24 protein-coding genes and 1 tRNA gene are annotated in these 24010 nt (G+C 64.6%); 19 read left to right on the top strand and 6 right to left on the bottom strand.

Annotated features, from left to right (window positions below; genetic code table 11):
- Nucleotides 1-4: 4 nt before the first annotated feature.
- Nucleotides 5-355 carry a nuclear transport factor 2 family protein gene (locus tag ACKOED_RS04560; RefSeq protein ID WP_408915391.1) on the top strand — a complete coding sequence of 117 codons (351 nt, stop codon included), beginning with the start codon at nucleotides 5-7 and terminating at the stop codon, nucleotides 353-355.
- A gap of 10 nt (nucleotides 356-365) precedes the next feature.
- Here ACKOED_RS04560 and ACKOED_RS04555 read toward each other — a convergent pair.
- Together ACKOED_RS04555 and rlmB are read right to left on the bottom strand one after the other, a co-directional pair.
- A tRNA-Thr gene (locus ACKOED_RS04555) sits at nucleotides 366-440 on the bottom strand.
- Between the two features lie 14 nt (nucleotides 441-454).
- Nucleotides 455-1180 (bottom strand): 23S rRNA (guanosine(2251)-2'-O)-methyltransferase RlmB, encoded by a 726-nt coding sequence (gene rlmB, locus ACKOED_RS04550; RefSeq protein ID WP_408915390.1) that lies wholly within the window; start codon nucleotides 1178-1180, stop codon nucleotides 455-457.
- A 128-nt stretch (nucleotides 1181-1308) separates the two neighbouring features.
- Between rlmB and ACKOED_RS04545 the strand changes: the two genes are divergently transcribed.
- From ACKOED_RS04545 to ACKOED_RS04535, 3 genes are all read left to right on the top strand, one after another.
- Nucleotides 1309-3279: an acetyl-CoA carboxylase biotin carboxylase subunit gene (locus ACKOED_RS04545; RefSeq protein WP_408915389.1), complete on the top strand. Its 1971-nt coding sequence runs from the start codon at nucleotides 1309-1311 to the stop codon at nucleotides 3277-3279.
- A gap of 152 nt (nucleotides 3280-3431) precedes the next feature.
- The gene (locus ACKOED_RS04540; protein ID WP_408915388.1) at nucleotides 3432-4697 is read left to right on the top strand and encodes an MgtC/SapB family protein; all 1266 of its coding nucleotides are present in this window, start codon (nucleotides 3432-3434) and stop codon (nucleotides 4695-4697) included.
- A 9-nt stretch (nucleotides 4698-4706) separates the two neighbouring features.
- On the top strand, nucleotides 4707-5525 hold the full coding sequence (locus ACKOED_RS04535) for a hypothetical protein (protein ID WP_408915387.1): 819 nt from the start codon (nucleotides 4707-4709) through the stop codon (nucleotides 5523-5525).
- Here the strand turns inward: ACKOED_RS04535 and rimO are convergent.
- Complete coding sequence (gene rimO / locus ACKOED_RS04530; protein WP_408915386.1) at nucleotides 5522-6847, bottom strand: 30S ribosomal protein S12 methylthiotransferase RimO; 1326 nt, start codon at nucleotides 6845-6847, stop codon at nucleotides 5522-5524. The two genes, ACKOED_RS04535 and rimO, sit on opposite strands and share 4 nt — an antisense overlap.
- 117 nt (nucleotides 6848-6964) lie before the next feature.
- Between rimO and ACKOED_RS04525 the strand changes: the two genes are divergently transcribed.
- Together ACKOED_RS04525 and aspS are read left to right on the top strand one after the other, a co-directional pair.
- On the top strand, nucleotides 6965-7510 hold the full coding sequence (locus tag ACKOED_RS04525) for a L,D-transpeptidase (RefSeq protein ID WP_408915385.1): 546 nt from the start codon (nucleotides 6965-6967) through the stop codon (nucleotides 7508-7510).
- A gap of 85 nt (nucleotides 7511-7595) precedes the next feature.
- On the top strand, nucleotides 7596-9374 hold the full coding sequence (aspS, locus tag ACKOED_RS04520) for an aspartate--tRNA ligase (RefSeq protein WP_408915384.1): 1779 nt from the start codon (nucleotides 7596-7598) through the stop codon (nucleotides 9372-9374).
- Nucleotides 9375-9427: 53 nt separating this feature from the next.
- On the opposite strand, the gene ACKOED_RS04515 is transcribed toward aspS, so the two are convergent.
- A complete protein-coding gene (locus ACKOED_RS04515; RefSeq protein WP_408915383.1) occupies nucleotides 9428-10087 on the bottom strand; it encodes a peroxiredoxin in 660 nt (219 codons plus the stop codon).
- A gap of 143 nt (nucleotides 10088-10230) precedes the next feature.
- On the opposite strand from ACKOED_RS04515, the gene ACKOED_RS04510 reads away from it, so the two are divergent.
- On the top strand, nucleotides 10231-10590 hold the full coding sequence (locus tag ACKOED_RS04510) for a hypothetical protein (RefSeq protein ID WP_408915382.1): 360 nt from the start codon (nucleotides 10231-10233) through the stop codon (nucleotides 10588-10590).
- A gap of 39 nt (nucleotides 10591-10629) precedes the next feature.
- Entirely contained in the window at nucleotides 10630-11478 is an 849-nt protein-coding gene (locus ACKOED_RS04505; RefSeq protein WP_408915381.1) for an FkbM family methyltransferase, read from the top strand.
- 9 nt (nucleotides 11479-11487) lie between these two features.
- On the opposite strand, the gene ACKOED_RS04500 is transcribed toward ACKOED_RS04505, so the two are convergent.
- Complete coding sequence (locus ACKOED_RS04500; protein WP_408915380.1) at nucleotides 11488-11661, bottom strand: hypothetical protein; 174 nt, start codon at nucleotides 11659-11661, stop codon at nucleotides 11488-11490.
- Nucleotides 11662-11788: 127 nt separating this feature from the next.
- Nucleotides 11789-14248 (bottom strand): FAD-dependent oxidoreductase, encoded by a 2460-nt coding sequence (locus ACKOED_RS04495; RefSeq protein ID WP_408915379.1) that lies wholly within the window; start codon nucleotides 14246-14248, stop codon nucleotides 11789-11791.
- A gap of 146 nt (nucleotides 14249-14394) precedes the next feature.
- Between ACKOED_RS04495 and ACKOED_RS04490 the strand changes: the two genes are divergently transcribed.
- From ACKOED_RS04490 to lipA, 11 genes are all read left to right on the top strand, one after another.
- The gene (locus ACKOED_RS04490; protein WP_408915378.1) at nucleotides 14395-14796 is read left to right on the top strand and encodes a rhodanese-like domain-containing protein; all 402 of its coding nucleotides are present in this window, start codon (nucleotides 14395-14397) and stop codon (nucleotides 14794-14796) included.
- A 9-nt stretch (nucleotides 14797-14805) separates the two neighbouring features.
- The gene (gene metZ, locus ACKOED_RS04485) at nucleotides 14806-16005 is read left to right on the top strand and encodes an O-succinylhomoserine sulfhydrylase (RefSeq protein ID WP_408915377.1); all 1200 of its coding nucleotides are present in this window, start codon (nucleotides 14806-14808) and stop codon (nucleotides 16003-16005) included.
- 69 nt (nucleotides 16006-16074) lie between these two features.
- Nucleotides 16075-16365 (top strand): FtsB family cell division protein, encoded by a 291-nt coding sequence (locus ACKOED_RS04480; RefSeq protein WP_408915376.1) that lies wholly within the window; start codon nucleotides 16075-16077, stop codon nucleotides 16363-16365.
- Nucleotides 16366-16499: 134 nt separating this feature from the next.
- Nucleotides 16500-17516, top strand: coding sequence for a pyruvate dehydrogenase (acetyl-transferring) E1 component subunit alpha (gene pdhA / locus ACKOED_RS04475; protein WP_408915421.1), 1017 nt, complete (start codon nucleotides 16500-16502; stop codon nucleotides 17514-17516).
- 18 nt (nucleotides 17517-17534) lie between these two features.
- Nucleotides 17535-18875, top strand: coding sequence for a pyruvate dehydrogenase complex E1 component subunit beta (locus tag ACKOED_RS04470; RefSeq protein WP_408915375.1), 1341 nt, complete (start codon nucleotides 17535-17537; stop codon nucleotides 18873-18875).
- Nucleotides 18868-19206 carry a DUF5076 domain-containing protein gene (locus ACKOED_RS04465; protein WP_408915374.1) on the top strand — a complete coding sequence of 113 codons (339 nt, stop codon included), beginning with the start codon at nucleotides 18868-18870 and terminating at the stop codon, nucleotides 19204-19206. The genes ACKOED_RS04470 and ACKOED_RS04465 overlap by 8 nt, the downstream gene beginning before the upstream one ends.
- A gap of 25 nt (nucleotides 19207-19231) precedes the next feature.
- Nucleotides 19232-20503, top strand: coding sequence for a pyruvate dehydrogenase complex dihydrolipoamide acetyltransferase (locus tag ACKOED_RS04460; protein ID WP_408915373.1), 1272 nt, complete (start codon nucleotides 19232-19234; stop codon nucleotides 20501-20503).
- Between the two features lie 13 nt (nucleotides 20504-20516).
- Complete coding sequence (locus ACKOED_RS04455) at nucleotides 20517-21155, top strand: SGNH/GDSL hydrolase family protein (RefSeq protein WP_408915372.1); 639 nt, start codon at nucleotides 20517-20519, stop codon at nucleotides 21153-21155.
- A 110-nt stretch (nucleotides 21156-21265) separates the two neighbouring features.
- Entirely contained in the window at nucleotides 21266-22705 is a 1440-nt protein-coding gene (gene lpdA / locus ACKOED_RS04450; protein ID WP_408915371.1) for a dihydrolipoyl dehydrogenase, read from the top strand.
- 62 nt (nucleotides 22706-22767) lie between these two features.
- Nucleotides 22768-23058: a GlsB/YeaQ/YmgE family stress response membrane protein gene (locus tag ACKOED_RS04445; protein ID WP_408915370.1), complete on the top strand. Its 291-nt coding sequence runs from the start codon at nucleotides 22768-22770 to the stop codon at nucleotides 23056-23058.
- 6 nt (nucleotides 23059-23064) lie between these two features.
- Nucleotides 23065-24009 (top strand): lipoyl synthase, encoded by a 945-nt coding sequence (gene lipA / locus ACKOED_RS04440; RefSeq protein ID WP_408915369.1) that lies wholly within the window; start codon nucleotides 23065-23067, stop codon nucleotides 24007-24009.
- Nucleotide 24010 lies beyond the last annotated feature (1 nt).

Here is a 24010-nt window from a genome sequence, read left to right as displayed (position 1 = left end):
CAGCATGCAGCAGTCCTCGCCCCGCGACGTCGTCAACCGCCAGCTCGCCGTCTACAACGCCCATGACATTGAGGGCTATTGCGCCCTGTTCGCGCCGGACGCCACGATTTCCGATCTGGTGACCGGCCAGATGATCTGCAACGGCATTGAAGAGATCCGCGGCGTCTACACGAAGCGCTTCGCGGAGAACCCTGAGCTCCACTGCATCGTCCACCAGCGCCTTGAAGGGCCCACCCACGCCATCGACAAGGAGACGGTCTACGGCCTCCCCGCCGGGCCCCTTCACATCATGGCGATTTACGAGGTGCGCGACGGGCTGATCCGCAGCCTGCGCTTCATCCGCTGGACCGATTGAACAGGAAAACTGGTGCCGGATGAGGGGATTGAACCCCCGACCTTCGGTTTACAAAACCGCTGCTCTACCGCTGAGCTAATCCGGCCCGTGCGGGGTTCATTAAGGCCGGGCGGGCCGATCCGCAAGGCTCAGCGCATAGAGCGCCACGGCGCAGGCATTGGATACATTGAGGCTGCGGATCGGGCCCTGGAAGGGGAGCTTCACCACAAGGTCGCAGGTGTCGCGGGTGAGCTGGCGCAGGCCCTTGCCTTCCGCCCCCAGCACGATGGCGACGGGCGGGGCGGCGTCCACCGCCCCGATATCCTCCGGCGCCTCGCTGTCCAGCCCCAGGATGCGGAAGCCATAGCCCTTCAGCTCGGCGATCGCCCGGGCCAGATTGGTGACCTTCACGAAGGGCACGTGCTCATAGGCGCCCGAGGCTGACTTGAACAGCACCGCCGAGGCCTCCGGGCTGTGGCGCGTGGTGGCCACCAGGGCGGTGACGTTGAAGGCCGCACAGCTTCTCAGGATGGCGCCGACATTATGCGGGTCGGTCACCTGGTCGAGCATGACGACGATGCCGCGCCGGTCGATCTCGTCAAGGTGCGGCTGGCGCAGGGGCGCGGCCTCGATGAGCAGGCCCTGGTGCACGGCCTCCTCGCCCAGCCGCCGGTCCAGCACATTGGGGTGGACGATCTCGGGTTCGAGCCCGCGCGCGGCGATCTCTTCGGCCAGCCGGTCAGCGGCGTTGCGGCTGGCTTTCAGGGAATAGATTTTGCGCCGCGGGTTCTTCAGGGCCTCGGCCACCGGGTGAACGCCATAGATGATGTCATTGGGCTCGCTCATGCCCGCCGCTATAGCGCAAGCCTTTGCCCCTGTGCGGGAAACTTTGCGTGGGACCGCCACTTTTGGCGTGATTGCCGCGGGCTGCCGGGCGGTCTAGAACCCCTTTTTCAAGTCTTGCTCGGGGTTTCATGTTCAAGAAGATACTGATCGCCAACCGTGGCGAAATCGCCTGCCGCGTCATCAAGACCGCCCGCCGGATGGGTATTCGCACGGTGGCGGTCTACTCGGATGCCGATGCCCGGGCGCTGCATGTGGAGATGGCCGACGAGAAGGTCCATATCGGCCCGCCCGCCGCCGCCCAGTCCTATCTCGACATTGCGAGGATCGTCGCCGCCTGCCGCCAGACCGGGGCCGAGGCGGTGCATCCCGGCTATGGCTTCCTGTCGGAGCGTTCGGCGTTCCCGCGCGCGCTCGCCGCGGCGGGCGTTACCTTCATCGGGCCCAACCCCGCGGCGACTGACGCCATGGGTGACAAGATCGAATCGAAGAAGGCGGCGGCCGCCGCCCGGGTGTCCACGGTGCCAGGCTACATGGGCATCATCGAGGACGCCGATGAGGCGGTGAAGATCGCTGGCGAGATCGGCTATCCGGTGATGATCAAGGCCTCGGCCGGCGGTGGCGGCAAGGGCATGCGCATCGCCTATTCCGCCGCCGAAACGCGCGAGGGCTTCGCCCGCGCCCGTTCGGAGGCCAAATCATCCTTCGGCGACGACCGGGTGTTCATCGAAAAATTCATCGTCAACCCGCGCCACATCGAAATCCAGGTGCTGGGCGACAAGCATGGCAATGTCATCTACCTCGGCGAGCGCGAATGCTCGATCCAGCGCCGCAACCAGAAAGTGATCGAGGAAGCGCCGTCGCCGCTGCTTGACCAGAAGACGCGCGAGGCGATGGGCGCCCAGGCGGTGGCGCTGGCGAAGGCGGTGAATTACGATTCCGCCGGCACGGTGGAATTCGTGGCGGGGCAGGACCGCTCGTTCTTCTTTCTCGAAATGAATACGAGGCTGCAGGTGGAGCATCCGGTGACGGAACTCGTGACCGGCATCGACCTTGTGGAACAGATGATCCGCGTGGCGGCGGGCGAGGAACTGGCGATCCGTCAGAAGGACGTGACGCTGAAAGGCTGGGCCGTCGAATCCCGCATCTATGCAGAGGACCCCTACCGGAACTTCCTGCCCTCGACGGGGCGGCTCGTCACCTACCGCCCGCCGGCCGAGCAGTCGCGCGACGGCATCACCGTGCGCAATGACACCGGCGTCTATGAGGGCGGCGAGATTTCCATCCACTATGACCCGATGATCGCCAAGCTCTGCACCCATGCGCCCAGCCGCGCCGCCGCCATTTCCGCCATGGCCGATGCGCTGGATGGTTTCGTGATCGACGGCATCCGCCACAATGTGCCGTTCCTGTCGGCGATCATGGAGAATCCGCGCTGGCAATCGGGCGCGCTGTCCACCGGGTTCATCGCCGAGGAATTCCCGGGCGGCTTCACGGGCCGCGCGGCCAATGACTCTGTCCGCCAGACGCTGGCCCGCGTCGCCACCGTGCTCGATCACATCGAGAACCGCCGCAAGCGCCGCATCAACGGCCAGATGACGGGGAACGGCGTTGCCTTCGCCACCGCGCGCATCGTCAGGCTGGGGCCGGACTGGCTCCCCGTCGAGGTGACGGCGGCCACCGATGCGCTGGCCGATGCCTGTGGCTGGACGCCGGGCAACCCGCTGTTATCAGCCGATCTCGGCGAGGGCCGGGTGAGCGTGCAGGTGGCCCGCATCCTCAACGGCTACCGGCTCGCCTGGCGCGGCGTGACGCTCGATGCCCATGTCTACACCATGCGCGAGGCGGAACTGGCGCGGCTGATGCCGGAGAAGGCGGCGGCTGACACCTCGCGCAAGCTCTTATGCCCGATGCCGGGGCTGGTGATCGCCATTCCGGTGGCCGAGGGCCAGGAGGTGAAGGCGGGCGAGCCGCTGGCCATCGTCGAGGCGATGAAAATGGAGAACATCCTGCGCGCCGAACGCGATGTCACGGTGAAGTCGATCGCCGCCCGCAAGGGCGACAGCCTGCAGGTCGATGCGGTGATCATGGAGTTCGCGTGACAACGGGGTAACCCGCCAAGCCGGACACGAGATCGGCCAGATTTCTGTCTGTCGCGCGGCGGTTGCCGTGGCAGGCGTGTCCGGGCCAAACGCCTGCTCCGGACCCGAGGCCCTGAATGGCGCGTGTCTTCTCATTGGTGTAGTCTCATGGAATGGAGTTTCAGGAACTTGCCACCCGGCTGAGCCTCGCGCTGGCACTCGGTTTCGTGATCGGGCTCGAGCGCGGCTGGAAGGAGCGTGACGAGCCGGAAGGCCAGCGTGCCGCCGGGCTGCGCACCTTCTCGCTGATCGGGCTGATGGGCGGCGTGTTCGGCATCCTGTCGCTGGGCGGCGACCGGCTGCTGATCTCCGCCGGCTTCGTGACGACGGGCGCGGTGCTGGCGCTGTTCATCTGGCGCGAGACGGCGCGCGAGGGCGAATACAGCGCAACGACGCTGGTGGCGGCACTCCTCACCTTCGCGCTGGGGGCGCTCGCCGTGCTGGGCGATATGACCCTCGCCGCAGGGGCGGGGGTCGCCACCGTGGGCCTGCTTGCCTACAAGACGCAGCTGCACGGCTTCCTCGCCCGCATCACCTGGGCGGAATTGCGCTCCGGCTTTCTGCTGGCGGCGAGGACCTTCATCGCCCTGCCGCTGCTGCCCGACCGGGCGATCGACCCGTGGGGCGCCCTCAACCCGCATGAGCTCTGGCTGGTCACCATCCTCATCGCCGCGGTGTCCTTCGCCGGCTATCTGGCGGTGAAGCTGGTTGGCGCTTCGCAGGGTGTGGTGCTGGCGGCGGCGCTGGGTGGCCTCGTTTCCTCCACCGTGGTGACGCTCACGCTGGCCAATCTGGCGCGGGAAAATCAGGCCCGGCTCGGGCTGCTGGCGGGCAGCATCCTGGCCTCGGGCGCGGTGATGATGGTCCGCGTCCTGGTGCTGGCGGGGGCGTTGAACCTGCCGCTCGCCAGGGCGCTGGCCGTGCCGCTGCTGGCGGCGGCGCTGTTCCAGGCCCTCGCGGCCTTCCTGCTCATCGGCCGCGACGGCCGCCAAGGCGCGGCAAGCCCCGAGGCGCTGGTGCATAAGAACCCCTTTCTGCTCTCCGAGGTCTTGCGCTTCGGCGCCATGCTGGCGGTGGTGATGCTGGCGGCCGGCATCGCCCAGAGCGTGTGGGGCGGCAACGGGTTGCTGGCGGTGGCGGCAATTTCTGGCCTCGCCGATGTCGACGCCATAACACTGTCGGTCGCCAATATGGGACCGGCCACGGCAACCGGCGCGGCGGCGGTGCTGGTGGCGGTCGCCGTCAACAACGCCGCCAAGGCCATCTATGCCTGGGTGGCGGGTGGCGCGAAGCTGGGCCTCATCCTGCTCGCGTTCAGCCTGGCGGCCATGGCGGTGGCGGCGGCGAGCTATGTTCTGCTACCATCGCTCAAATTCTAGGACCCGCAGATGACTGACCTGAGCCGCCGCCGCCTGCCGCCGATGGGTACGATCGAATTCGCCATCGGCGCGGCGTTCCGCAATTTCTTTTTCGCCATCGGCCTGGCGCTGGTCTGGCTGATCTTGCTCGCCCCGCTGATGACGCTGGCCTGGCATCTGGCGCTGCGGCAATACCCGCCGGACGTCGCCGCGCTGGGGCCTTCCGCACAGGCGGTCCTCGCGGCGCTGGCCGTGGGCGGGCTGCTGGCCGGGCTTTCGGTTGCCGTCAACTGGCAGAGGAAGCTTTTGCTGGGCGAGGGCCCGCGTGGCTGGCGCTGGCTCAGGCTCGATGGTTTGGTCTGGCGCCATGCGGCGGGTCTCGTTCTGATGCTGATCGTGCTCGGGCTCTATGCCGCGGCGGCCTATGCGGTGGGCATCTATGGCCCGCCGGCGCTGCCGCCGCAGCTTGCACCCTTCGCCAAGCCGCTGGTGATCGCCGTTCAGGCGCTGCTCGGGCTTTCAGCGCTGTTCAGCTTCTACCGGCTGGCATCCTGGATGGCGGGCATCGCCGCCGGCGACCGCGACTACACGCTGGGCGCCGCCTGGAGGAGAACGCGCGGCAACCGCCTGCGGTTCCTGGGCTTCACTTTCTGGCTGCTGTTCTCGCTGGCAATCGGCGCCGGGCTGGGGGCAGGGGCCTTCTACGGCCAGCAAATGCTGCCGCAACCATGGATGAAGGCAGTGGCCTTTGGTGTGATCGGGCTTGTGGCCTGGCTCGCGCTGCTGCTGCTCGCAAGCGTGGCGGCAGCACTTTACAGGGGTTTCACTGGCGAGGGCGGCGAGACCTAAACCCGCTCGCCCACCAGATCATATTCCTCCGCCTCGACAATCCGTACCCGGACCATGTCGCCCGGCTTGAGGCCCGTCTCGCCGGGGAGGAAGACGTTGCCATCGATTTCCGGCGCATCCCATGGCGAGCGGCAGATGGCCTCGCCGTTTTCCGCGTCGATCTCGTCGACCAGCACGTCGATCTCGCGGCCGACCCTGGAGGCGAAGACCTCGGCTGATATCTCCTGCTGGGTTTCCATGAAACGTTCCCAGCGCTCCTGCTTCACCTCTTCGGGCACCGGGGCCAGGCCGAGGTCGTTCGCCTTGGCGCCGGCCACCGGCTCATACTTGAAGCAGCCGGCGCGTTCGATACGGGCTTCTCTGAGCCATGACAGGAGATAGGCGAAATCTTCCTCCGTCTCGCCCGGAAAGCCGACGATGAAGGTGGAGCGGATGGCGAGATCGGGGCAGATGGCGCGCCAGCCGGCCAGACGCTCCAGCAGTTTCTCCTGGTTCGCGGGGCGCTTCATGGCTTTCAGCACATTGGGGGCGGCGTGCTGGAAGGGAATGTCGAGATAGGGCAGCACCTTGCCCTCCGCCATCAGCGGGATCACGTCATCGACATGGGGATAGGGGTAGACGTAATGGAGCCGCACCCAGGCTCCGAGGTCTCCCAGCTCTTTCGCCAGATCGTGGAACCGGGCGCGCACCTCGCGGCCATGGAACTTTGACGAGGCGTACTTGATGTCCAGCCCATAGGCGGAGGTGTCCTGGCTGATCACCAGAAGCTCCTTTACCCCGGCCTTGACCAGCCGTTCCGCCTCATAGAGCACGGATGCCACGGGCCGCGAGACAAGGTCGCCGCGGAGCGACGGGATGATGCAGAAGGAGCAGCGGTTGTTGCAGCCCTCGGAAATCTTGAGATAGGCGTAGTGCCGGGGCGTCAGATGCAGGCCCTGCGGCGGCACCAGATCGAATTTCGGGTCATGGGCCGGGGGAACGGCGCTGTGCACCGCCTCCACCACCTGCTCATACTGGTGCGGTCCGGTGACCGCCAGCACGCCGGGATGGGCCTTGCGGATGGCGTCCGCCTCGACCCCCATGCAGCCGGTGACGATCACCCGGCCGTTCTCGGCCATCGCCTCGCCGATGGCGGCCAGTGATTCGGCCTTGGCGCTGTCGAGAAAGCCGCAGGTGTTGACGATCACCACATCCGCCTCGTCATAGCCGGGCGACATGACGTAGCCCTCGGCGCGGAGCTTCGTGATGATGCGTTCGGAATCGACCAGCGCCTTGGGGCAGCCGAGCGAGACGAGGCCGATCTTGGGTACGGGCTTGTTCATGGGCGATGTCCTTAGCGGCAAGCGCCGGAAACCGCAATTCAGGCGGAAGGGCAAGCTCTTCCCGAAACCGCCTGGGTGAGGCATAATTCTTTAGGATTTCGGGTTAGAGGGACTCTCATGGTTTCGCGTCGTCATCTGCTGGCCGGCCTGGCGGCAATCCTGGTGCCGGCCACGGCCCATGCCTCGACCCCGGCAAAGCCGGCGGCCAAGAAAAAGCCGCCCAAGCCGGAGCCGCGGCTGGTCATCACCATCAACAAGGTGAGCCAGAAGATGACCGTCACGCTGGATGGTGACACGGTCTACAAATGGCCTGTGTCCACGGGTGCTCCGGGCTATGAGACGCCCAGCGGCACCTTCCGGCCTTTCCGCATGGAAAAAGAGCATTATTCGAATGAATGGGACGATGCGCCCATGCCGCATTCGATCTTCTTTACGGCGGGCGGACACGCCGTGCATGGCAGCTACCACGTGAAGAGCCTTGGCCGCCGCGCCTCCCACGGTTGCGTTCGCCTCCACCCTGACAATGCCGCCAAGCTGTTCGCGCTGGTCAAGAAGACCGGGATGAGCAATACCCGCGTGGTGGTAAAGGGCGGCGTGTTCGCTGATGGCGGCACGGCGCCGCGCAAGACCCGGAAGGGCGATTTCTTCGGGCTTTTCGACTGAGCCGAGGGCCGCGCCAAGCCCTTTCTTGACAAACCGGCCCCTCCATGCGCTGTAGCGCCCGGTTCCGCTTATTCGTGAGGATTCAATGCACGCCTATCGCAGCCACACCTGTGGCCAGCTCCGCCCGGATGACGCCGGCAAGGACATCCGGCTTTCCGGCTGGGTTCACCGCGTCCGAGACCATGGCGGCGTGCTGTTCATCGACCTGCGCGACCATTACGGCATCACCCAGGTGGTGGCCGACCCGGATTCGCCCGCCTTCAAGACCGCCGAGAAACTGCGCTCGGAATGGGTGGTGCGGGTTGACGGCCGGGTGCGGCTGCGGCCCGCCGGCACCGAGAATGCCGACCTGCCGACCGGTCTCGTGGAGGTCTTCGCCACCGGGGTTGAGGTCTTGTCCCAGGCCGCCGAGCTGCCGCTCCCTGTTTTCGGCGACACGGAATATCCGGAGGACATCCGGCTGCGCTACCGCTTCCTCGATCTCCGGCGCGAGCGCATCCACGCCAATATCATGAAGCGCGGCGCCATCATCAACTCGCTGCGGCGGCGCATGGTGGAGCAGGGCTTCTTCGAGTTCCAGACGCCGATCCTGACCGCGTCCAGCCCCGAGGGTGCGCGCGACTTTCTGGTGCCGTCCCGCATTCACCCCGGCAAGTTCTACGCGCTGCCGCAGGCGCCGCAGCAGTTCAAGCAGCTGATCATGATGTCCGGCTTCGACCGTTACTTCCAGATCGCGGCCTGCTTCCGCGACGAGGACGCGCGCGCCGACCGTTCGCCCGGCGAGTTCTACCAGCTCGATATCGAGATGAGCTTCGTCACCCAGGATGACGTGTTCAACGCCGTGGAGCCGGTGCTGCGCGGCGTGTTCGAGGAATTCGGCGGCGGTCTTCCCGTGACGCAGAAGTTCCCGCACATCGCCTACAAGGATGCGATCCGCTGGTATGGCTCCGACAAGCCGGACCTTCGCAACCCGATCAAAATGCAGGCGGTGACGGAGCATTTCGCGGGCTCGGGCTTCAAGGTGTTCGCCGGCATGATCGCCGCCGACCCCAAGGTGGAAGTCTGGGCCATCCCCGCGCCGAGGGGCGGCTCGCGCGCCTTCTGCGACCGGATGAATTCCTATGCCCAGCAACAGGGCCAGCCGGGGCTCGGCTATGTGTTCTGGCGTGAGGGCGAGGAGGGCGGTGCCGGCCCCATCGCCAAGAATATCGGACCCGAGCGCACCGAGGCGATCCGCGCCCAGCTGGGCCTTGGCGTGGGCGATGCCTGTTTCTTCGTCGCCGGGCGCCCGGAGAAGTTCTACAAATTCGCGGGCGAGGCGCGCAACAAGGTGGGCGAGGAATTGAACCTCACGCTCAAGGACCGCTTTGAGTTCTGCTGGATCGTCGATTTCCCGATGTATGAGTGGAACGAGGAAGAGAAGAAAGTCGACTTCTCCCACAATCCGTTCTCCATGCCGCAGGGCGGGCTCGAGGCGCTGGAAAGCAAGGATCCGCTGGACATCCTCGCTTATCAGTATGACATCGTGTGCAATGGCGTTGAGCTCTCTTCCGGCGCCATCCGCAACCACCGCCCGGAGGTGATGAAGAAGGCCTTCGAGATCGCCGGTTACCCGGAAAGCGTGCTGCTGGAGAAGTTCGGCGGCATGTACCGCGCCTTCCAATATGGCGCGCCGCCGCATGGCGGTATCGCGCCGGGCGTTGACCGCATCGTCATGCTGCTCTGCAATGAGCCCAACATCCGCGAGGTGGTGCTGTTCCCGATGAACCAGCAGGCGGAAGACCTGCTGATGGGCGCGCCCTCCGAGGTCACGCCCAAGCAGCTGCGCGAGTTGCACATCAGGCTGAACCTGCCCGAGGCATAAGCGGCGCGCGCGGTCACGAAGATAGGGGAGGCCTCATCGGCCTCCCAACCCGTTCACTTCGGCTGCGGCACGACGCGCAGATAGGGCTTCAGTGTCTTCCAGCCGCCGGGGAACTTTTCCTTGGCTGCCTCGTCGGAGATCGAGGCGAGGATGATCACGTCGTCGCCCTGCTTCCAGTCCGACGGCGTCGCCACTGATTTTGTGGCGGTCAGCTGCAGAGAATCCAGAACCCGGATGATCTCGTTGAAATTCCGCCCGGTGCTCATCGGATAGGCGACGATGAATTTAATCTTCTTGTCTGGACCGATGATGAACACGTTGCGCACCGTGGCGTTGTCGGCGGCGGTGCGGCCCTTGGCGCCGCCTGAAGCATTCGGGTGGATCATGCCATAGAGCTTGGCCACGGCAAGGTCGTCATCGCCGATCATCGGATAGTTGACGGAAGCGCCCGTCACGTCGGCGATATCCTGCTTCCAGCGCTGATGGTCCTCAACCGAGTCCACCGAGATGCCGATGAGCTTGACGCCGCGCTTGTCGAACTCCGATTTCATGCGCGCGACCGACCCCAGTTCGGTGGTGCAGACGGGCGTGAAGTCCTTCGGGTGGGAAAAGAATACCGCCCAGCTGCCGTCGATGTAGTCGTGGAACTTGAGACGGCCTTCGGTGGTGTTCGCTTCGAAGTCCGGGGCGATGTCGCCAATCTGCAATGCCATGGTGGCCTCCTTGAAATGCTCACGCCTGCATAGCAGGAGTTTCGTTCGTAATAAAGAACAATTTGTCCGGCCAACCGTTCATGGCGGCTTTGCGGGAATCGCCGGGCTTGGGCAAGCTTCGGCCGTTAAACGGAGCGCTAACCATGACCCACATCAAGACCTTCCCGCTGATTGCCCTGGTGATTGCCGCCTATCTGCTGATGGCGCTTGGCGGCGGCATGCTGATCGACGCCGACGCCTGGGCGATGACCATGCCGTCCGGCGCCGGGCTGACGCTGCGGGGCGGCGACCTTTTTGTGATCGCCGGCCTCGTGGCGCTGTTCGTTGACCTGATGAATGGCGGCGGCAGCCGGGCTATCCGCTTGTTGCTGTCGGGCGTGACGGCCGCCGCCGCCGTGATCTGCCTCGCCTTCGTGGGCTTCGCGGGAACCGCCACCTTCCTCCTCCTCACCATCATGGCGCTGGCCGCCGCGGTGGTCAGGGCGCTTGGCGCGAGGCCATGACGTCCAATTTCATTCAACCTGCCTGGGAGAAAGGCTGCCATGAACCTGCTTGAAGAGCTGCAATTGCCCGGCCCCATCCAGGTGATGGACGTCGGCGCCTCGGTGATCAACGAGGTTCCGGTCTATAAGGCGCTGCTTGACAGCGGCGCGGCGCATCTCCACGCCTTCGAGGGCGACGAGCGGCAAATCGCCGGCATTGAGCAGGCCTATGGCGGGCGCGCCACGGTCCACCGCGATTTCCTGTTCGACGGCGAGGAGCGCACGCTTTTCCTGGCGAGCGGCCCCAGCGGCATGACCTCGCTGCTCAACCCGCGCCTTTCGGCCCTCCGGTTTTTCAACGGCTTCGAGTTCTTCGGACGGATCGAGCGCACCATGCGTGTGCAAACCCGCCGCCTCGACGATGTTGAAACCGTGCCGCCGCTCGATTTCGTGAAGATGGATATCCAGGGCGGCGAACTGACCGTTATGAAGCACGGGCTCGCCAAGCTGCATGATTGCGTGGCTGTGCAACTCGAAGTTTCCTTCGTGGGACTTTACGAAAATCAGCCGCCCATCGGCGAGGTCGACATGTGGATGCGCCAGCAAGGCTTCGCGCCGCATTGCTTTGTCGATGTGAAGCGCTGGGCCATCGCGCCCACCGTGTTCATGAACAACTTCCGGGTGCCGGGAAACCAGCTTCTGGAAGCCGACATGGTCTATGTGAAGGATCCGCTGAAACTTGCGGAGCTGAGCGTGGCGCAGCTCAAGAAACTGGCGGCTCTCGCGCATTACTGCTTCCAGAGCTACGATCTCTGTGTGTTCGTGCTGTTGGAACTGGAGGCGCGCGGGGCGGTCCGCGAGGCGGCCCACCAGCGCTATCTCGGCGGCGGCACGTCACAGGCCGCCTGAGACTCGTTCCTAGTGCTCGAGCCGGGCGAGGGATTCCTCAAGCGCCTTGGCGACCCGCAGGTCCGAGGCGGCAATCCAGCTGTCTTCCTGCGCGACGATCACAAAGCGCCGCGCGCCCTTGTCCGTGGAATTCGTGCACGCCGCCTTGATCTTTTCCGAAGTTACCGGAAGCACGGCGTCCACGGGCAGCACCGAGCTGTCGGCGCTTGCAATCACATGGAGAAGCGGCCGTCAGGATCAGGGCGGCGCCGGAAAGCACGACGCGGCCATCATCATCGTGCCCCTGACGTTGAACAGGATAAAGGTCCGCTCACGCCTTGATGCGCTCGCCCTTCGGGTCGTAGAAGGCCTGGAACTGCACTTTTGCCGGATAGCGCTTCCAGGCCAGTTCTACTTCCCATGAGCCGCTGTCCAGCCAATCCCTGGTGACGCCGTCCTTGTTATGGACGTAGCCAAGCCCCAGTGACAGGTTCACGCGGTGTCCCCAGGCACCTGACGTCGTCGAACCCACGACGACGCCGTTCCGGTAGATCGGTTCCTCGTGATAGATCATCGGCGCCGATGCCGAATTGTCCTCCAGCGCCAGGCACACGAAGCGCTTGGGCAGCACCGGCAGCGCCTTCTGCCGGAGCAGCGCCTCACGCCCGATGAAGCCGCCGGGCTTGTCCCAGGCCACGGCAAAGCCGAGGCCTGCTTCCAGGGGCGTATCCTCATCCGCGATGTCATGGCCCCAGTGGCGGTAGGCTTTCTCGGTGCGGCAGTTGTTCATGGTGTGCATGCCGGCGGGCGTCAGGCCGAATGCCTGGCCTGCTTCCCATAGCGTTTCGAACACATGCGCGGTGAACTCCGCCGGAACGTAAAGCTCCCAGCCGAGCTCGCCCACATAGGTGATGCGGCTCGCCCGCACCCGCGCGAAGCCGATCTCGATCTCCTTCGACGTGCCGAAGGGGAAGGCCGCATTGGAAAGATCGGCGCCCGAAAGCTTTTCGAGCAGGGCACGCGACTTCGGCCCCATCACGGCGATCATCGGCAGGCCGGAGGTGATGTCGGTTGCCACGCAATGCGCGTCCTCCGGCGTGTGCCGCCTCAGCCACGCCATATCGCGGGTCTGGGGTGCGGCGCCGGTGACGACGAGAAAGCGGTCTTCCGCAAGGCGGGTCACCGTCAAATCCGCCTCGATGCCGCCGCGCTCATTGAGCCACTGGGTGTAGACGACGCGGCCTGGCGCGACATCCACATTGGCGGCCGAGATACGATTGAGAACCCGGGCGGCATCGCGGCCTTCTACCGAATACTTGGCGAAGCTCGACTGGTCGAAGAAGGCGCAATTGCTCATCAGCTGCCTGGCCTCGTGGTCAGCGCAAGGCCACCAGTTCTGGCGGCCATAGGAATATTCATATTCGGGTTTCACGCCGCCGCGCGCATACCAGTTGGGCCGTTCCCAGCCATTGACCTCGCCGAATACCGCGCCCAGCTCTTTTGTGTGGGCGTAGAGCGGCGAACGCCTGACGCCACGCGCCGTCTCGGCCTGGCGGTAGGGCCAGTGCATGGCATAGAGCAGGCCGAGGCTTTCCGATACGCGCTCCCGCAGGTAGGACTTGGCGGACTGGAACGGGTGGATGCGGCGGATGTCGATGCCGCTCACATCCATCGGCGGGTGGCCGTTCTTGATCCATTTGGCCAGCACCAGCCCGGCGCCGCCGGAGGACTGGATGCCGATCGAATTGAAACCCGTGGCCACATAGACGTTCTTCACCTCCGGCGCTTCGCCGAGATAGTAGCGCACGTCCGGGGTAAAGCTCTCGGGGCCATTGAAGAACAGCTGAATACCAGCCGTCTCCAGCAGCGGCACGCGGTTGATGGCGCTGGTCAGGATCGGCTCGAAATGATCCATGTCTTCGGGCAGCGTGACAAAGGCATGCTCCTCGTCGATGCCGCCGCCGCCCCAGGGCTTGGCCTTGGGCTCGAAAGCGCCCACCATCAGCTTTCCCGCGTCCTCCTTGTAATAGGTGCACTCGTCGGGAACCCGCACCACCGGCATGTTGCGCGGCAGCGCCGCGATCGGCTCGGAGACGATGTAGAAATGCTCGCAGGCATGCAGCGGAATGTTGACGCCGATCGCGCGCCCAAGCTCGCGCGACCACATGCCGGAGGCCACCACCACCTTATCGGCGAGGATCGTGCCATCCGCGGTCTCGACGCCATAGGCCTTGCCGTCCTTGACCAGGATCTTCGTCACCTTCACGTTTTCGAAGACTTTGCCGCCCCGCGCGCGCGCGCCGGCAGCAAGCGCCTGGGTCACGTCGATCGGGTTCACCTGGCCATCCTTCGGCAGGAATACGCCGCCCTTGACGTTCTCCATGTTGTAGTGCGGCAGGCGCTCCCTGATCTCACCCGCCGAAATCACCTGCACGTCGAGGCCGAAGTTCTTGGCCATCGAGGCGCCGCGCATCAGCTCCTCGAGGCGGCCCTCGGTGAGGGCGATCGAGATCGAGCCATTCTGCTTGAAGCCGGTGGCCTGGCCGGTTTCCTTCTCCAGCCCCTCGAACAATGTGGTGGTGTATTTGGCGAGTTCGGTGAGGTTTCTCGTGGCGCGCAGCTGGCCAACGAGGCCCGCCGCATGCCAGGTCGTGCCGGAGGTCAGCTGCTTGCGCTCCAGCACCACCACATCGGTGATGCCTTCCTTGGTCAGGTGGTAGGCCACCGAACAGCCGACGATGCCGCCACCGATCACCACAACATCGGCGCGGGCGGGCAGGGATTTGGACATGCTGGAAACTCCGGACATCAAGTTGGGCGCTTCTATCATCATGGCGCCCCGCGCAGGAAGCGTCGAACCGGGGCAAAAGCCCAATTTTGATTGCAGGGTCCAGGCAATTGCCGTAAATCCGTTCGTCATAACGAACGGACTGTTCCATGCATCAGGGCGACATCTCTCCGGCCGAAGCCTATCAGCGGCTCCAGAACAACCCCTCCGCGGTATTGATCGACGTGCGCACGCAGCCCGAATGGGTGTTCGTGGGCGTGCCTGCGGTGGAGCGCCTGATCCGGCTGTCCTGGCAGGTGTTTCCGTCGATGCAGATCAACGGCGATTTCGTCGCCGAGGTGGAACAGATGGGGCTTCCGCAGGATACCGAGATCCTGTGCATCTGCCGCTCCGGCGCGCGCTCGGCCTCGGCGGCATCGGCGCTGACCCAGGCGGGCTTCACCAATGCCTGGAACGTGGCGCAGGGCTTCGAGGGCGACAAGGACGCCCAGGGCCACCGCGGCGTGCTCGGCGGCTGGAAGGCGGCGGGCCTGCCATGGGTTCAGAGCTGAAGACGCGCCATGGCCAAGCGCCGATCAGACCCCCGCAGCTGGGGTGACGCCACCAAGCTTGTTCGCGGCGGGCTCGACCGCAGCAAGCATGGCGAAACCTCGGAAGCCCTGTTCCTCAATTCAGGCTTTGTCTATGACGAGCCGGAAACCGCCGAGAAACGCTTCGCGGGCGAGGACGAGGGCTATGTTTACGGGCGCTACGGCAACCCCACCGTCACCATGTTCGAGGAGCGCTTAGCACTGCTGGAAGGGGCCGAGGCGTGTTATGCGCTGGCCTCCGGCATGGCTTCGGTGTTCGGCGCGCTGGCCTGCCAGCTCACGGCGGGCGATCATCTGGTGTCGTCCAAGGCGCTGTTCGGCTCCTGCTACCAGATCGTCACATCAATCCTGCCACGCTTTGGCATCCGCACCACGCTGGTCGACGGCAAGGACCTCAACGCCTGGAAGGATGCGATAACTCCGGACACCAAATGCGTGTTTCTGGAGACACCCTCGAATCCCACCCTCGAAGCGATCGACCTCGAAGCGGTCTGCGGCCTCGCCAGGGCCAGGGGCGCCACGGTCGTCGTCGACAACATCTTCGCAACCCCCATCCTGCAGCGGCCGCTGGCCTATGGCGCGGATGTGATCGTCTATTCCGGCACCAAGCACATAGACGGGCAGGGGCGGGTTCTGGGCGGCGCCATCATGTCCACCAGGGCCTTCAAGAACGAGCTGTTGAAGCCGTTCCTGCGCCATACCGGGCCGTCGATTTCGCCGTTCAACGCCTGGGTGCTGCTCAAGGGCCTCGAAACCCTGAAGTTGCGGGTCGAGGCGCAGAGCCACGCCGCGCAGCAGGTGGCCGAAGCACTCCAGGGCATGAAGGGCGTGACCCGCGTGCTCTACCCGCATCTCGACTCGCATCCTCAGGCCGCACTCTGCCGCAAGCAGATGAAGCTCGGCGGCACCATGGTGACCTTCGAGGTCGAGGTCGAGGGCGGCAAGAAGAAGGCCTTCGACCTGCTGCGCAATCTGGCCATCATCGACATCTCGAACAATCTGGGCGACGCCAAATCGCTGATGACCCACCCAGCCTCCACCACCCACCGCAACCTCGGGCCCGAGGCGCGCGCCGCGATGGGCATCACCGACGGCATGCTGCGCCTGTCGGTGGGGCTCGAGGACACGGCGGACCTGATCGCCGATTTGAAACAGGCGATGGCAAGCTGAGCATTGCGGTAGGCATTTGTTAACCGAGTCCGCCGAAGCTGACGTCTCGCAATTCTGCAAGAGTTCCGCATGCGCCGCTTCGATTTGGTCGTAACCTGTGTCTGCGCCGGCCTGATCGGCTATTTCGCCTGGAGCGCCTTCTATGGCCCGCGCGGTTTCGCCCATCGCGATGACCTTGCGGCAACCTCTGCCGCACTGAGCCAGAAGCATGCGGCGCTGCGCCAGGAGCGGGAACGGCTGGAACGTAAGGTGGCGCTGCTGCGCCCCGAGAGCATCGATCCGGACATGCTCGACGAATTGGCCCGTGGCCAGCTCGAATTGGCGAGGCCGAGCGACGTAGTGGCCTTTACAGGCCGCTGATTTAGCAGCGGATTCCGGTTCATAAACCGAATTTCAGTTAACGTTCGATTTTGCATTCATTCTCAACGGTTTAATGCTATGTATGGGCTGTCGAAAGGCAGCAGGAGGCAGGCATGGCCGTGAAGTCCGCCTATATGGCGCGCAAGCAGGCGAAGGGCGAGAAGCCCAATCTCACCAACAGCGGCTTCACCACCGAGGAAGAGCTTTACGCCTACCGCGAGATGCTGCTGATCCGCCGCTTCGAGGAAAAGGCCGGCCAGCTCTACGGCATGGGCTTCATCGGCGGATTCTGCCATCTCTACATCGGCCAGGAGGCCGTCGTGGTGGGCATGCAGATGGCCCAGAAGGAGGGTGACCAGGTGATCACCTCCTATCGCGATCACGGCCACATGCTGGCCTGCGGCATGGACCCCAAGGGCGTGATGGCCGAACTCACCGGCCGGCGCGGTGGCCTGTCCAAGGGCAAGGGCGGCTCCATGCACATGTTCAGCCGCGAGAAGCAGTTCTTTGGCGGCCATGGCATCGTCGGCGCCCAGGTGCCGCTCGGCGCCGGTCTCGCCTTCGCCAACAAATACCGCGGCAATGACCATGTGGCGGTCACCTATTTCGGCGATGGCGCCGCCAATCAGGGCCAGGTCTATGAGACCTTCAACATGGCGTCGATCTGGAAGCTGCCGGTGATCTTCGTGATCGAGAACAACCGCTATGCCATGGGCACCGCGGCCACCCGCTCCACCGCCATGGCCGAACAGCTGGGGGCCCGCGGCGCGGCGTTCGGCATTCCCTTCGAACAGGTCGACGGCATGGATGTGCGCGCGGTGCGTGACGCCGGCGACCGCGCGGTGGCGCATTGCCGGGCGGGCGAGGGGCCATACATTCTCGAGATGATGACCTACCGCTACCGTGGCCATTCGATGTCTGACCCCGCTAAGTACCGCTCCAAGGAGGAAGTGCAGAAAATGCGCGAGGAGCATGACCCGATCGAGCAGGTGAAGGCGCGCATCCTGGCCGGCAAGATCGCCACCGAGGATGATTTGAAAGCCATTGACCAGGAGATCCGCGGCATCGTCACGGAGGCGGCGGAATTCGCCCAGAACGATCCCGAGCCCGATATCTCGGAACTCTACTCCGACGTCTATGTCAGCGCCTGAGCCGGGGAGGGACAAACCATGCCATCGATCCTGATGCCGGCCCTGTCTCCCACCATGGAGGAGGGCAAGATCGCCAAGTGGCTCAAGAATGTGGGCGACTTGGTGAAGCCCGGCGACGTGATCGCCGAGATCGAGACCGACAAGGCCACCATGGAGGTGGAGGCGGTGGACGAGGGCCCGCTGTCGGCCATTCTCATTCCGGCCGGCACCGAGCATGTGAAGGTCAATACCCCCATTGCGGTCATCGGCACCGCCGATGCAGCGCCAAAACCAGTTGAAGCCCCGCAGCCGCAGGCAGCACCCGCCGCACCGCCCGCACCCGCCGTTCACACGGAACCCGCCAAAGAACAGGCGCATGAGGTTCCGGCGGGCACCGAAATGGTAACCATGACGGTGCGCGAGGCGATCCGCGCGGCGATGTCCGAGGAGATGCGCCGCGATCCCGCGGTGTTCCTGATGGGCGAGGAAGTGGGCCAGTATCAGGGCGCCTACAAGATTTCCCAGGGCATGCTGGACGAGTTCGGCCCGGCCCGCGTGATCGATACGCCGATCACCGAGCATGGTTTCACGGGCCTCGCGGTCGGGGCTGGCTTTGCGGGGCTCAAACCCATTGTCGAGTTCATGACCTTCAATTTCGCCATGCAGGCGATTGACCAGATCGTCAATTCCGCCGCCAAGACGCTTTACATGTCGGGTGGCCAGATGGGCTGTCAGATCGTGTTCCGCGGGCCGAATGGCGCCGCCGCCCGGGTGGCCGCCCAGCACAGCCAGGACTATGCTGCCTGGTATGGCCATATTCCCGGCCTCAAGGTGGTGGTGCCCTATACCGCCGCCGACGCCAAGGGGCTGCTGAAGGCGGCGATCCGCGATCCCAATCCGGTGGTGTTCCTCGAAAACGAGATTCTGTATGGCAAGAGCTTCGAAGTGCCGAAGCTCGATGACTGGGTGGTGCCGATCGGCAAGGCCCGCATCGCCCGCGTGGGCCATCACGTCACGCTCGTCTCCTTCGGCATCGGCATGGTGCATACCATGGCGGCCGCTGAGAAGCTGGCGGCGGAAGGAATCGAGGCCGAGGTCGTCGATCTCCGCACCATCCGTCCCATGGACATCGACACCGTGGTGGCCAGCGTCAAGAAGACCAACCGTTGCGTCTGCGTGGAGGAAGGCTTCCCGCAATTCTCGGTGACGAGCGAGCTCGCCGCCCAGATCATGACCCACGCCTTCGATTACCTCGACGCGCCTGTCGCACGCGTCGCCGGCAAGGACGTTCCCATGCCCTATGCGGCCAATCTCGAGAAACTGGCGCTGCCTAATGCCGATGAGGTAGCCGCCGCAGCAAAGGCGGTGCTTTATGTCTGACCACGATCATCACCATCACAACCATCATGGCGAAATGCACCCGCACCAGCTGGAGCCGCCGCATGAGGTGTTCCACGATCCCAAGGCGGGCGAGGTGGCCCGCGCCTGGATCACCAATGGCGGCTTGAGCCTGTCGCTCCACGCCATGGCCTTCGGCAAGCCCGAGATCTGGGGCCATGTGCTGGCCGGCATGGCGCAACAGGTGGCGGCTGCCTGCGCCGAGATGGGCCACGGCAACCCCTCCGACAATTTCGCGGCGATCCGCAAGGTGCTGAACGAGGACCTCAACAAGGTTGCGGCGCAGCTCTCGCCGCTGGCCAGCAAGTCCTGAGGCCTGCAAACGGGGAAGTCCGACAATGCCAGTGAATGTGCTCATGCCCGCCCTCTCGCCCACCATGGAGAAGGGCAAGCTTGCCAAGTGGCTCAAGAAGGAGGGCGACAAGGTCAAGTCCGGCGACATACTGGCGGAAATCGAGACCGACAAGGCCACCATGGAAGTGGAGGCCGTGGACGAGGGCACCATCGGCAAGCTGCTCATCGCCGCCGGAACCGACGACGTCGCCGTGAACACGCCAATCGCGGTGATCCTGGGCGATGGCGAAAAGCCCGGCGATGCACCGGCAGCCTCCGCGCCAAAGCCTGCTCCGGCGGCGGGCGCCGCCCCGGCCGCTGCCGCTCCATCACCGGCGCCTGCCGTGAAAGCGGAAGGCGGACGCGTCTTCGCGTCTCCGCTGGCCCGCCGGGTTGCAAGGCAGAAAGGCCTCGACATCGCGGCACTGCTGGGCTCCGGCCCGCATGGCCGCATCGTGCTGAAGGACGTGGAGACCGCCCGCCCCCAGGCGGCGGCGCCCGCGGCGAAACCCACTGCACCCGCGGCAATCGCGCCACCCTCGGACGAACAGGTGCTGAAGCTGTTCGCGGAAGGCTCCTATGACCTCGTTCCGCATGACTCGCTGCGCAAGACGATTGCGCGCCGTCTCACCGAGTCCAAGCAGACGATCCCGCATTTCTATGTCTCGGTTGATGTCACCATTGATCACCTGCTCGATCTGCGCGAGCGGCTGAACCTGCAGGCGCCGAAAGACCAGGACGGCAAACATACCTGGAAGATTTCGGTCAATGACTTCATCATCAAGGCCATGGCCATGGCGCTGATGCGCGTGCCGGACGCCAATGTCTCCTGGACAGAGAGCGCCATGGTGCGCCACAAGCACGCCGACATCGGTGTCGCGGTGTCGATCCCCGGCGGGCTGATCACGCCCGTGGTGCGCAAGGCAGATACCAAGGGCCTCGCGCAGATTTCCGGCGAGATGAAGGACTATGCGGCGCGCGCCCGGAACCGCAAATTGAAGCCCGAGGAATATACCGGCGGCTCGGCGGCGGTTTCCAACATGGGTATGATGAACGTGAAGAACTTCGCGGCCATCGTGAACCCGCCGCATGCCTCGATCCTGGCTATCGGCTCGGCTGAGCGCCGCCCGGTGGTGCGCGGCAATGACATCAAGATCGAGCAGCAGATGACCATCACGCTGTCAACCGACCACCGCTGCATCGACGGCGCGCTGGGCGCTGAGTTCATCGGCGCCATCAAGGCCTATCTCGAAGAACCCGGCCTGATGCTGGTGTGAGGAGGGCGGACCCATGAAGAACATCCTCGCCTTTGGCGACTCGCTCACCTGGGGCTTCATCGCCGGAAGCTGGGAGCGGCATCCTTACGATGTGCGCTGGCCCAATGCGCTGGCTGCCGGGCTTGGCGGCAAGGCGCGGGTCATCGAGGAGGGCCATAACGGCCGCACCACGGTGTTCGACGATCCGACCTGTTTTGATGACCGCAATGGCTCGAAGGCCCTGCCGGTGCTGCTCGCCACCCACCAGCCGCTCGATCTCGTCATCATCATGTTGGGCACCAACGATATCAAATTCGCCAACCGCTGCCGGGCCTTTGATGCCGCCATGGGCATGGTGCGGCTCATCGAGATCGTACAGAAGTTCTCTTTCCTCCCGGCCTACAAGACGCCGCAGATCCTCATCATGTCGCCGCCCGCTCTGGTGCCGACCAAAGATGAATGGTTCAACGATTTGTGGGGCCATGCCATCGGTGAATCGAAACTCTTCGCCCAGCACTATTGCCGCGTGGCGAAGGACATGGGCGTGCAGTTCTTCGACGCGGGAACAGTGGCCAAGGCCGATCCGACCGACGGCGGGCATCTCGATGCGGCGAACACACAGGCCATCGGCAAGGCGCTGGTGCCGGTGGTGAAGGGGATACTCGCAATCTAAAGCCGTCATTCCGGCGAAAGCCGGAATCCCGCTTTTGCTCCCCGAAGCGGGACCCCGGCTTTCGCCGGGGTGACGGCACCGAAAAATGGATGCAGTTAAGGACCTGACGAATGGCTGACAACAACTTCGATATCATCATCATCGGCGGGGGGCCGGGCGGCTATGTGGCGGCGATCCGCGCCGCGCAGCTGGGCTTCAAGACAGCGGTCGTCGAGCGCGAGCATCTGGGCGGCATCTGCCTGAACTGGGGCTGCATCCCCACCAAGGCGCTGCTGCGCTCGGCCGAAATCTATCACTACATGAAGCATGCAAAGAATTACGGCCTGTCAGCCGATAATGTGGGCTTCGATGCCGCTGCAGTTGTGCAGCGCTCGCGTGGTGTTTCAGGCCGTCTCAACGGCGGCGTCGCCATGCTGATGAAGAAGAACAAGATCAGCGTCATCTGGGGCGAGGCGAAACTCACCAGGCCGGGCGAGGTGACGGTGTCAGCCCCCTCGAAACCCGCCGTGCAGCCGCAGGCCCCGGAGCCGAAGGACAAGCTCGGCCCCGGCGCCTATACGGCCAAGCACATCATCATCGCCACCGGCGCGCGGCCGCGCATGCTGCCGGGGCTGGAACCGGATGGCAAGCTGGTGTGGACTTATTTCGAGGCCATGGTGCCGAAGGCCATGCCGAAGTCGCTGCTGGTCGTGGGGTCCGGGGCGATCGGCATCGAGTTCGCCTCGTTCTACAACGCCATGGGTGTTGACGTGACGGTTGTCGAGATCATGGACCAGATCATGCCGGTCGAGGACACCGAAATCTCGAAGCTGGCCCAGAAGCTGATGGAGAAGCAGGGCCTCAAGATCAGGCTCGGCGCCAAGGTCACGAAGCTGGAGAAGGCCACCGACAGCGTCACCGCCACCATCGAGACCGGCGGCAAGAGCGAAACCTTGACCGTTGACCGGGTGATCTCGGCGGTGGGCGTGCAGGGCAACATCGAGAACCTCGGGCTCGAGGCGCTGGGGGTCAGGACCGAGAAGGGCTGCATCGTGGCCGACGGCTATGGCCGCACCAATGTGCCGGGCATTTATGCCATCGGTGACGTGGCGGGCCCGCCGATGCTCGCCCACAAGGCGGAGCATGAGGGTGTGATCTGTGTCGAGAAGATCAAGGGCCTCGACGCCCACCCGATGAAGAAGGAACAGATCCCCGGCTGCACCTATTGCCACCCGCAGGTGGCGAGCGTCGGGCTCACCGAGGCCAAGGCCAAAGCGGCGGGCTATGAGCTCAAAGTCGGGCGTTTCCCCTTCCTGGCCAATGGCAAGGCCATTGCGCTGGGCGAGGACCAGGGCCTGATCAAGACCATCTTCGACGCCAGGACCGGCCGGCTGCTGGGCGCCCACATGGTGGGAGCCGAGGTGACCGAACTGATCCAGGGCTTCGTCATCGCCATGGGCCTCGAGACCACCGAGGAGGAACTCATGCACACGGTGTTCCCGCATCCGACCCTGTCGGAAATGATGCACGAAAGCGTGCTCGACGCCTATGGCCGCGTGATCCATATGTAACGCGGCGGATTGATCTTGGCTCTTTGGATCGTTAGTCTCTCGAACCGCAAGGAGGCGGACAGATGGAACCTCATTCCCTGATGGACCTGGGCGGCGGCGTGGGCTGGATCGGCACGTTGTTCATCGGCGGCGTGGCCGGCTGGATCGCCGAGCGGGTGATGAAGGAAGATCACGGACTCTTGATGAACATCGTGGTCGGCATCATCGGTTCTTATCTCGGCGCCTTCCTCGCCAATTTGCTCGGGATTCAACTTGGCGAAATCTTCCAGGGCTGGTTCTGGGGCAATCTCATCGTCGCCGCGCTGGGCGCCATCGTGCTGCTCTATGTGGTCCGGGTCTTCAGGAATCGTTAGCGCCACATGGTCACCATCGTCGACAGCAAGGCCAAGCCGCGCCACCCCGAGAAGGCGCATAAGCCGGACACGCCCATTCTCAAGAAACCCGAATGGATCAGGGTGAAGGCGCCGGGCTCGCCGGTCTATGCCGAAACCCAAAAGATCGTGCGGGCCAACAAGCTGGTCACCGTCTGCGAGGAGGCGGGCTGCCCCAACATTGGCGAGTGCTGGTCCAAGAAGCACGCGACCTTCATGATCATGGGCGACACCTGCACAAGGGCCTGCGCCTTCTGCAATGTGAAAACCGGCATGCCCGAGGCGCTGACACGCGATGAGCCCGAAAAAGTGGCGGACGCGGTGGCGCGCATGGGGCTGGAACACGCGGTCATCACCTCGGTGGACCGCGACGATCTCGCCGACGGTGGCGCCCATCATTTCGCGCGCACCATCAAGGCGATCCGCGCCGCATCGCCCGGAACCACGATTGAAGTGCTCACACCTGACTTCCTCAAGAAGGACGGGGCGCTCGAAGCCGTCGTTGCGGCGAAGCCCGATGTGTTCAACCACAATCTCGAAACCGTGCCGTCGCTCTATCTCAGGATCAGGCCGGGCGCGCGCTATTTCCACTCGCTCCGGCTCTTGCAGCGGGTGAAGGAGCTGGACCCCGCCATGTTCACCAAGTCGGGCATCATGGTGGGCCTGGGCGAGACGCGCGAGCAGGTGATGCAGGTGATGGACGACATGCGCTCGGCGGACATCGACTTCATCACCATCGGCCAATATCTGCAGCCGACCCGCAAGCACGCGGCCATCGACCGGTTCGTGACGCCGGAGGAATTCAAGGGCTACGAGACCATCGCCTATGCCAAGGGCTTCCTGATGGTGGCGGCCACCCCGCTGACCCGGTCCTCGCATCACGCGGGCGAGGATTTCGCGCGGCTCAGGGCGGCCCGCGCCGGAAAGAGCTGAC

It is taken from the genome of Aestuariivirga sp., assembly GCF_046093005.1.
Classification (GTDB): Bacteria; Pseudomonadota; Alphaproteobacteria; order Rhizobiales; family Aestuariivirgaceae; genus Aestuariivirga.
Note: the sequence above shows the minus strand (reverse complement) of the source record. Positions and strands in the feature narration are given on the sequence as shown.

Coding starts and splice junctions, on each gene's coding strand:
- ACKOED_RS04535 (WP_408915387.1), top strand. CDS start 4,707: ATGACTGACCTGAGCCGCCGCCGCCTGCCGCCGATGGGTACGATCGAA.
- ACKOED_RS04515 (WP_408915383.1), bottom strand. CDS start 10,087: ATGGCATTGCAGATTGGCGACATCGCCCCGGACTTCGAAGCGAACACC.
- ACKOED_RS04540 (WP_408915388.1), top strand. CDS start 3,432: ATGGAGTTTCAGGAACTTGCCACCCGGCTGAGCCTCGCGCTGGCACTC.
- ACKOED_RS04510 (WP_408915382.1), top strand. CDS start 10,231: ATGACCCACATCAAGACCTTCCCGCTGATTGCCCTGGTGATTGCCGCC.
- rimO (WP_408915386.1), bottom strand. CDS start 6,847: ATGAACAAGCCCGTACCCAAGATCGGCCTCGTCTCGCTCGGCTGCCCC.
- pdhA (WP_408915421.1), top strand. CDS start 16,500: ATGGCGCGCAAGCAGGCGAAGGGCGAGAAGCCCAATCTCACCAACAGC.
- ACKOED_RS04490 (WP_408915378.1), top strand. CDS start 14,395: ATGCATCAGGGCGACATCTCTCCGGCCGAAGCCTATCAGCGGCTCCAG.
- ACKOED_RS04560 (WP_408915391.1), top strand. CDS start 5: ATGCAGCAGTCCTCGCCCCGCGACGTCGTCAACCGCCAGCTCGCCGTC.
- ACKOED_RS04460 (WP_408915373.1), top strand. CDS start 19,232: ATGCCAGTGAATGTGCTCATGCCCGCCCTCTCGCCCACCATGGAGAAG.
- lipA (WP_408915369.1), top strand. CDS start 23,065: ATGGTCACCATCGTCGACAGCAAGGCCAAGCCGCGCCACCCCGAGAAG.
- ACKOED_RS04480 (WP_408915376.1), top strand. CDS start 16,075: ATGCGCCGCTTCGATTTGGTCGTAACCTGTGTCTGCGCCGGCCTGATC.
- ACKOED_RS04505 (WP_408915381.1), top strand. CDS start 10,630: ATGAACCTGCTTGAAGAGCTGCAATTGCCCGGCCCCATCCAGGTGATG.
- rlmB (WP_408915390.1), bottom strand. CDS start 1,180: ATGAGCGAGCCCAATGACATCATCTATGGCGTTCACCCGGTGGCCGAG.
- lpdA (WP_408915371.1), top strand. CDS start 21,266: ATGGCTGACAACAACTTCGATATCATCATCATCGGCGGGGGGCCGGGC.
- ACKOED_RS04465 (WP_408915374.1), top strand. CDS start 18,868: ATGTCTGACCACGATCATCACCATCACAACCATCATGGCGAAATGCAC.
- ACKOED_RS04525 (WP_408915385.1), top strand. CDS start 6,965: ATGGTTTCGCGTCGTCATCTGCTGGCCGGCCTGGCGGCAATCCTGGTG.
- metZ (WP_408915377.1), top strand. CDS start 14,806: ATGGCCAAGCGCCGATCAGACCCCCGCAGCTGGGGTGACGCCACCAAG.
- ACKOED_RS04455 (WP_408915372.1), top strand. CDS start 20,517: ATGAAGAACATCCTCGCCTTTGGCGACTCGCTCACCTGGGGCTTCATC.
- ACKOED_RS04445 (WP_408915370.1), top strand. CDS start 22,768: ATGGAACCTCATTCCCTGATGGACCTGGGCGGCGGCGTGGGCTGGATC.
- ACKOED_RS04545 (WP_408915389.1), top strand. CDS start 1,309: ATGTTCAAGAAGATACTGATCGCCAACCGTGGCGAAATCGCCTGCCGC.
- aspS (WP_408915384.1), top strand. CDS start 7,596: ATGCACGCCTATCGCAGCCACACCTGTGGCCAGCTCCGCCCGGATGAC.
- ACKOED_RS04495 (WP_408915379.1), bottom strand. CDS start 14,248: ATGTCCAAATCCCTGCCCGCCCGCGCCGATGTTGTGGTGATCGGTGGC.
- ACKOED_RS04470 (WP_408915375.1), top strand. CDS start 17,535: ATGCCATCGATCCTGATGCCGGCCCTGTCTCCCACCATGGAGGAGGGC.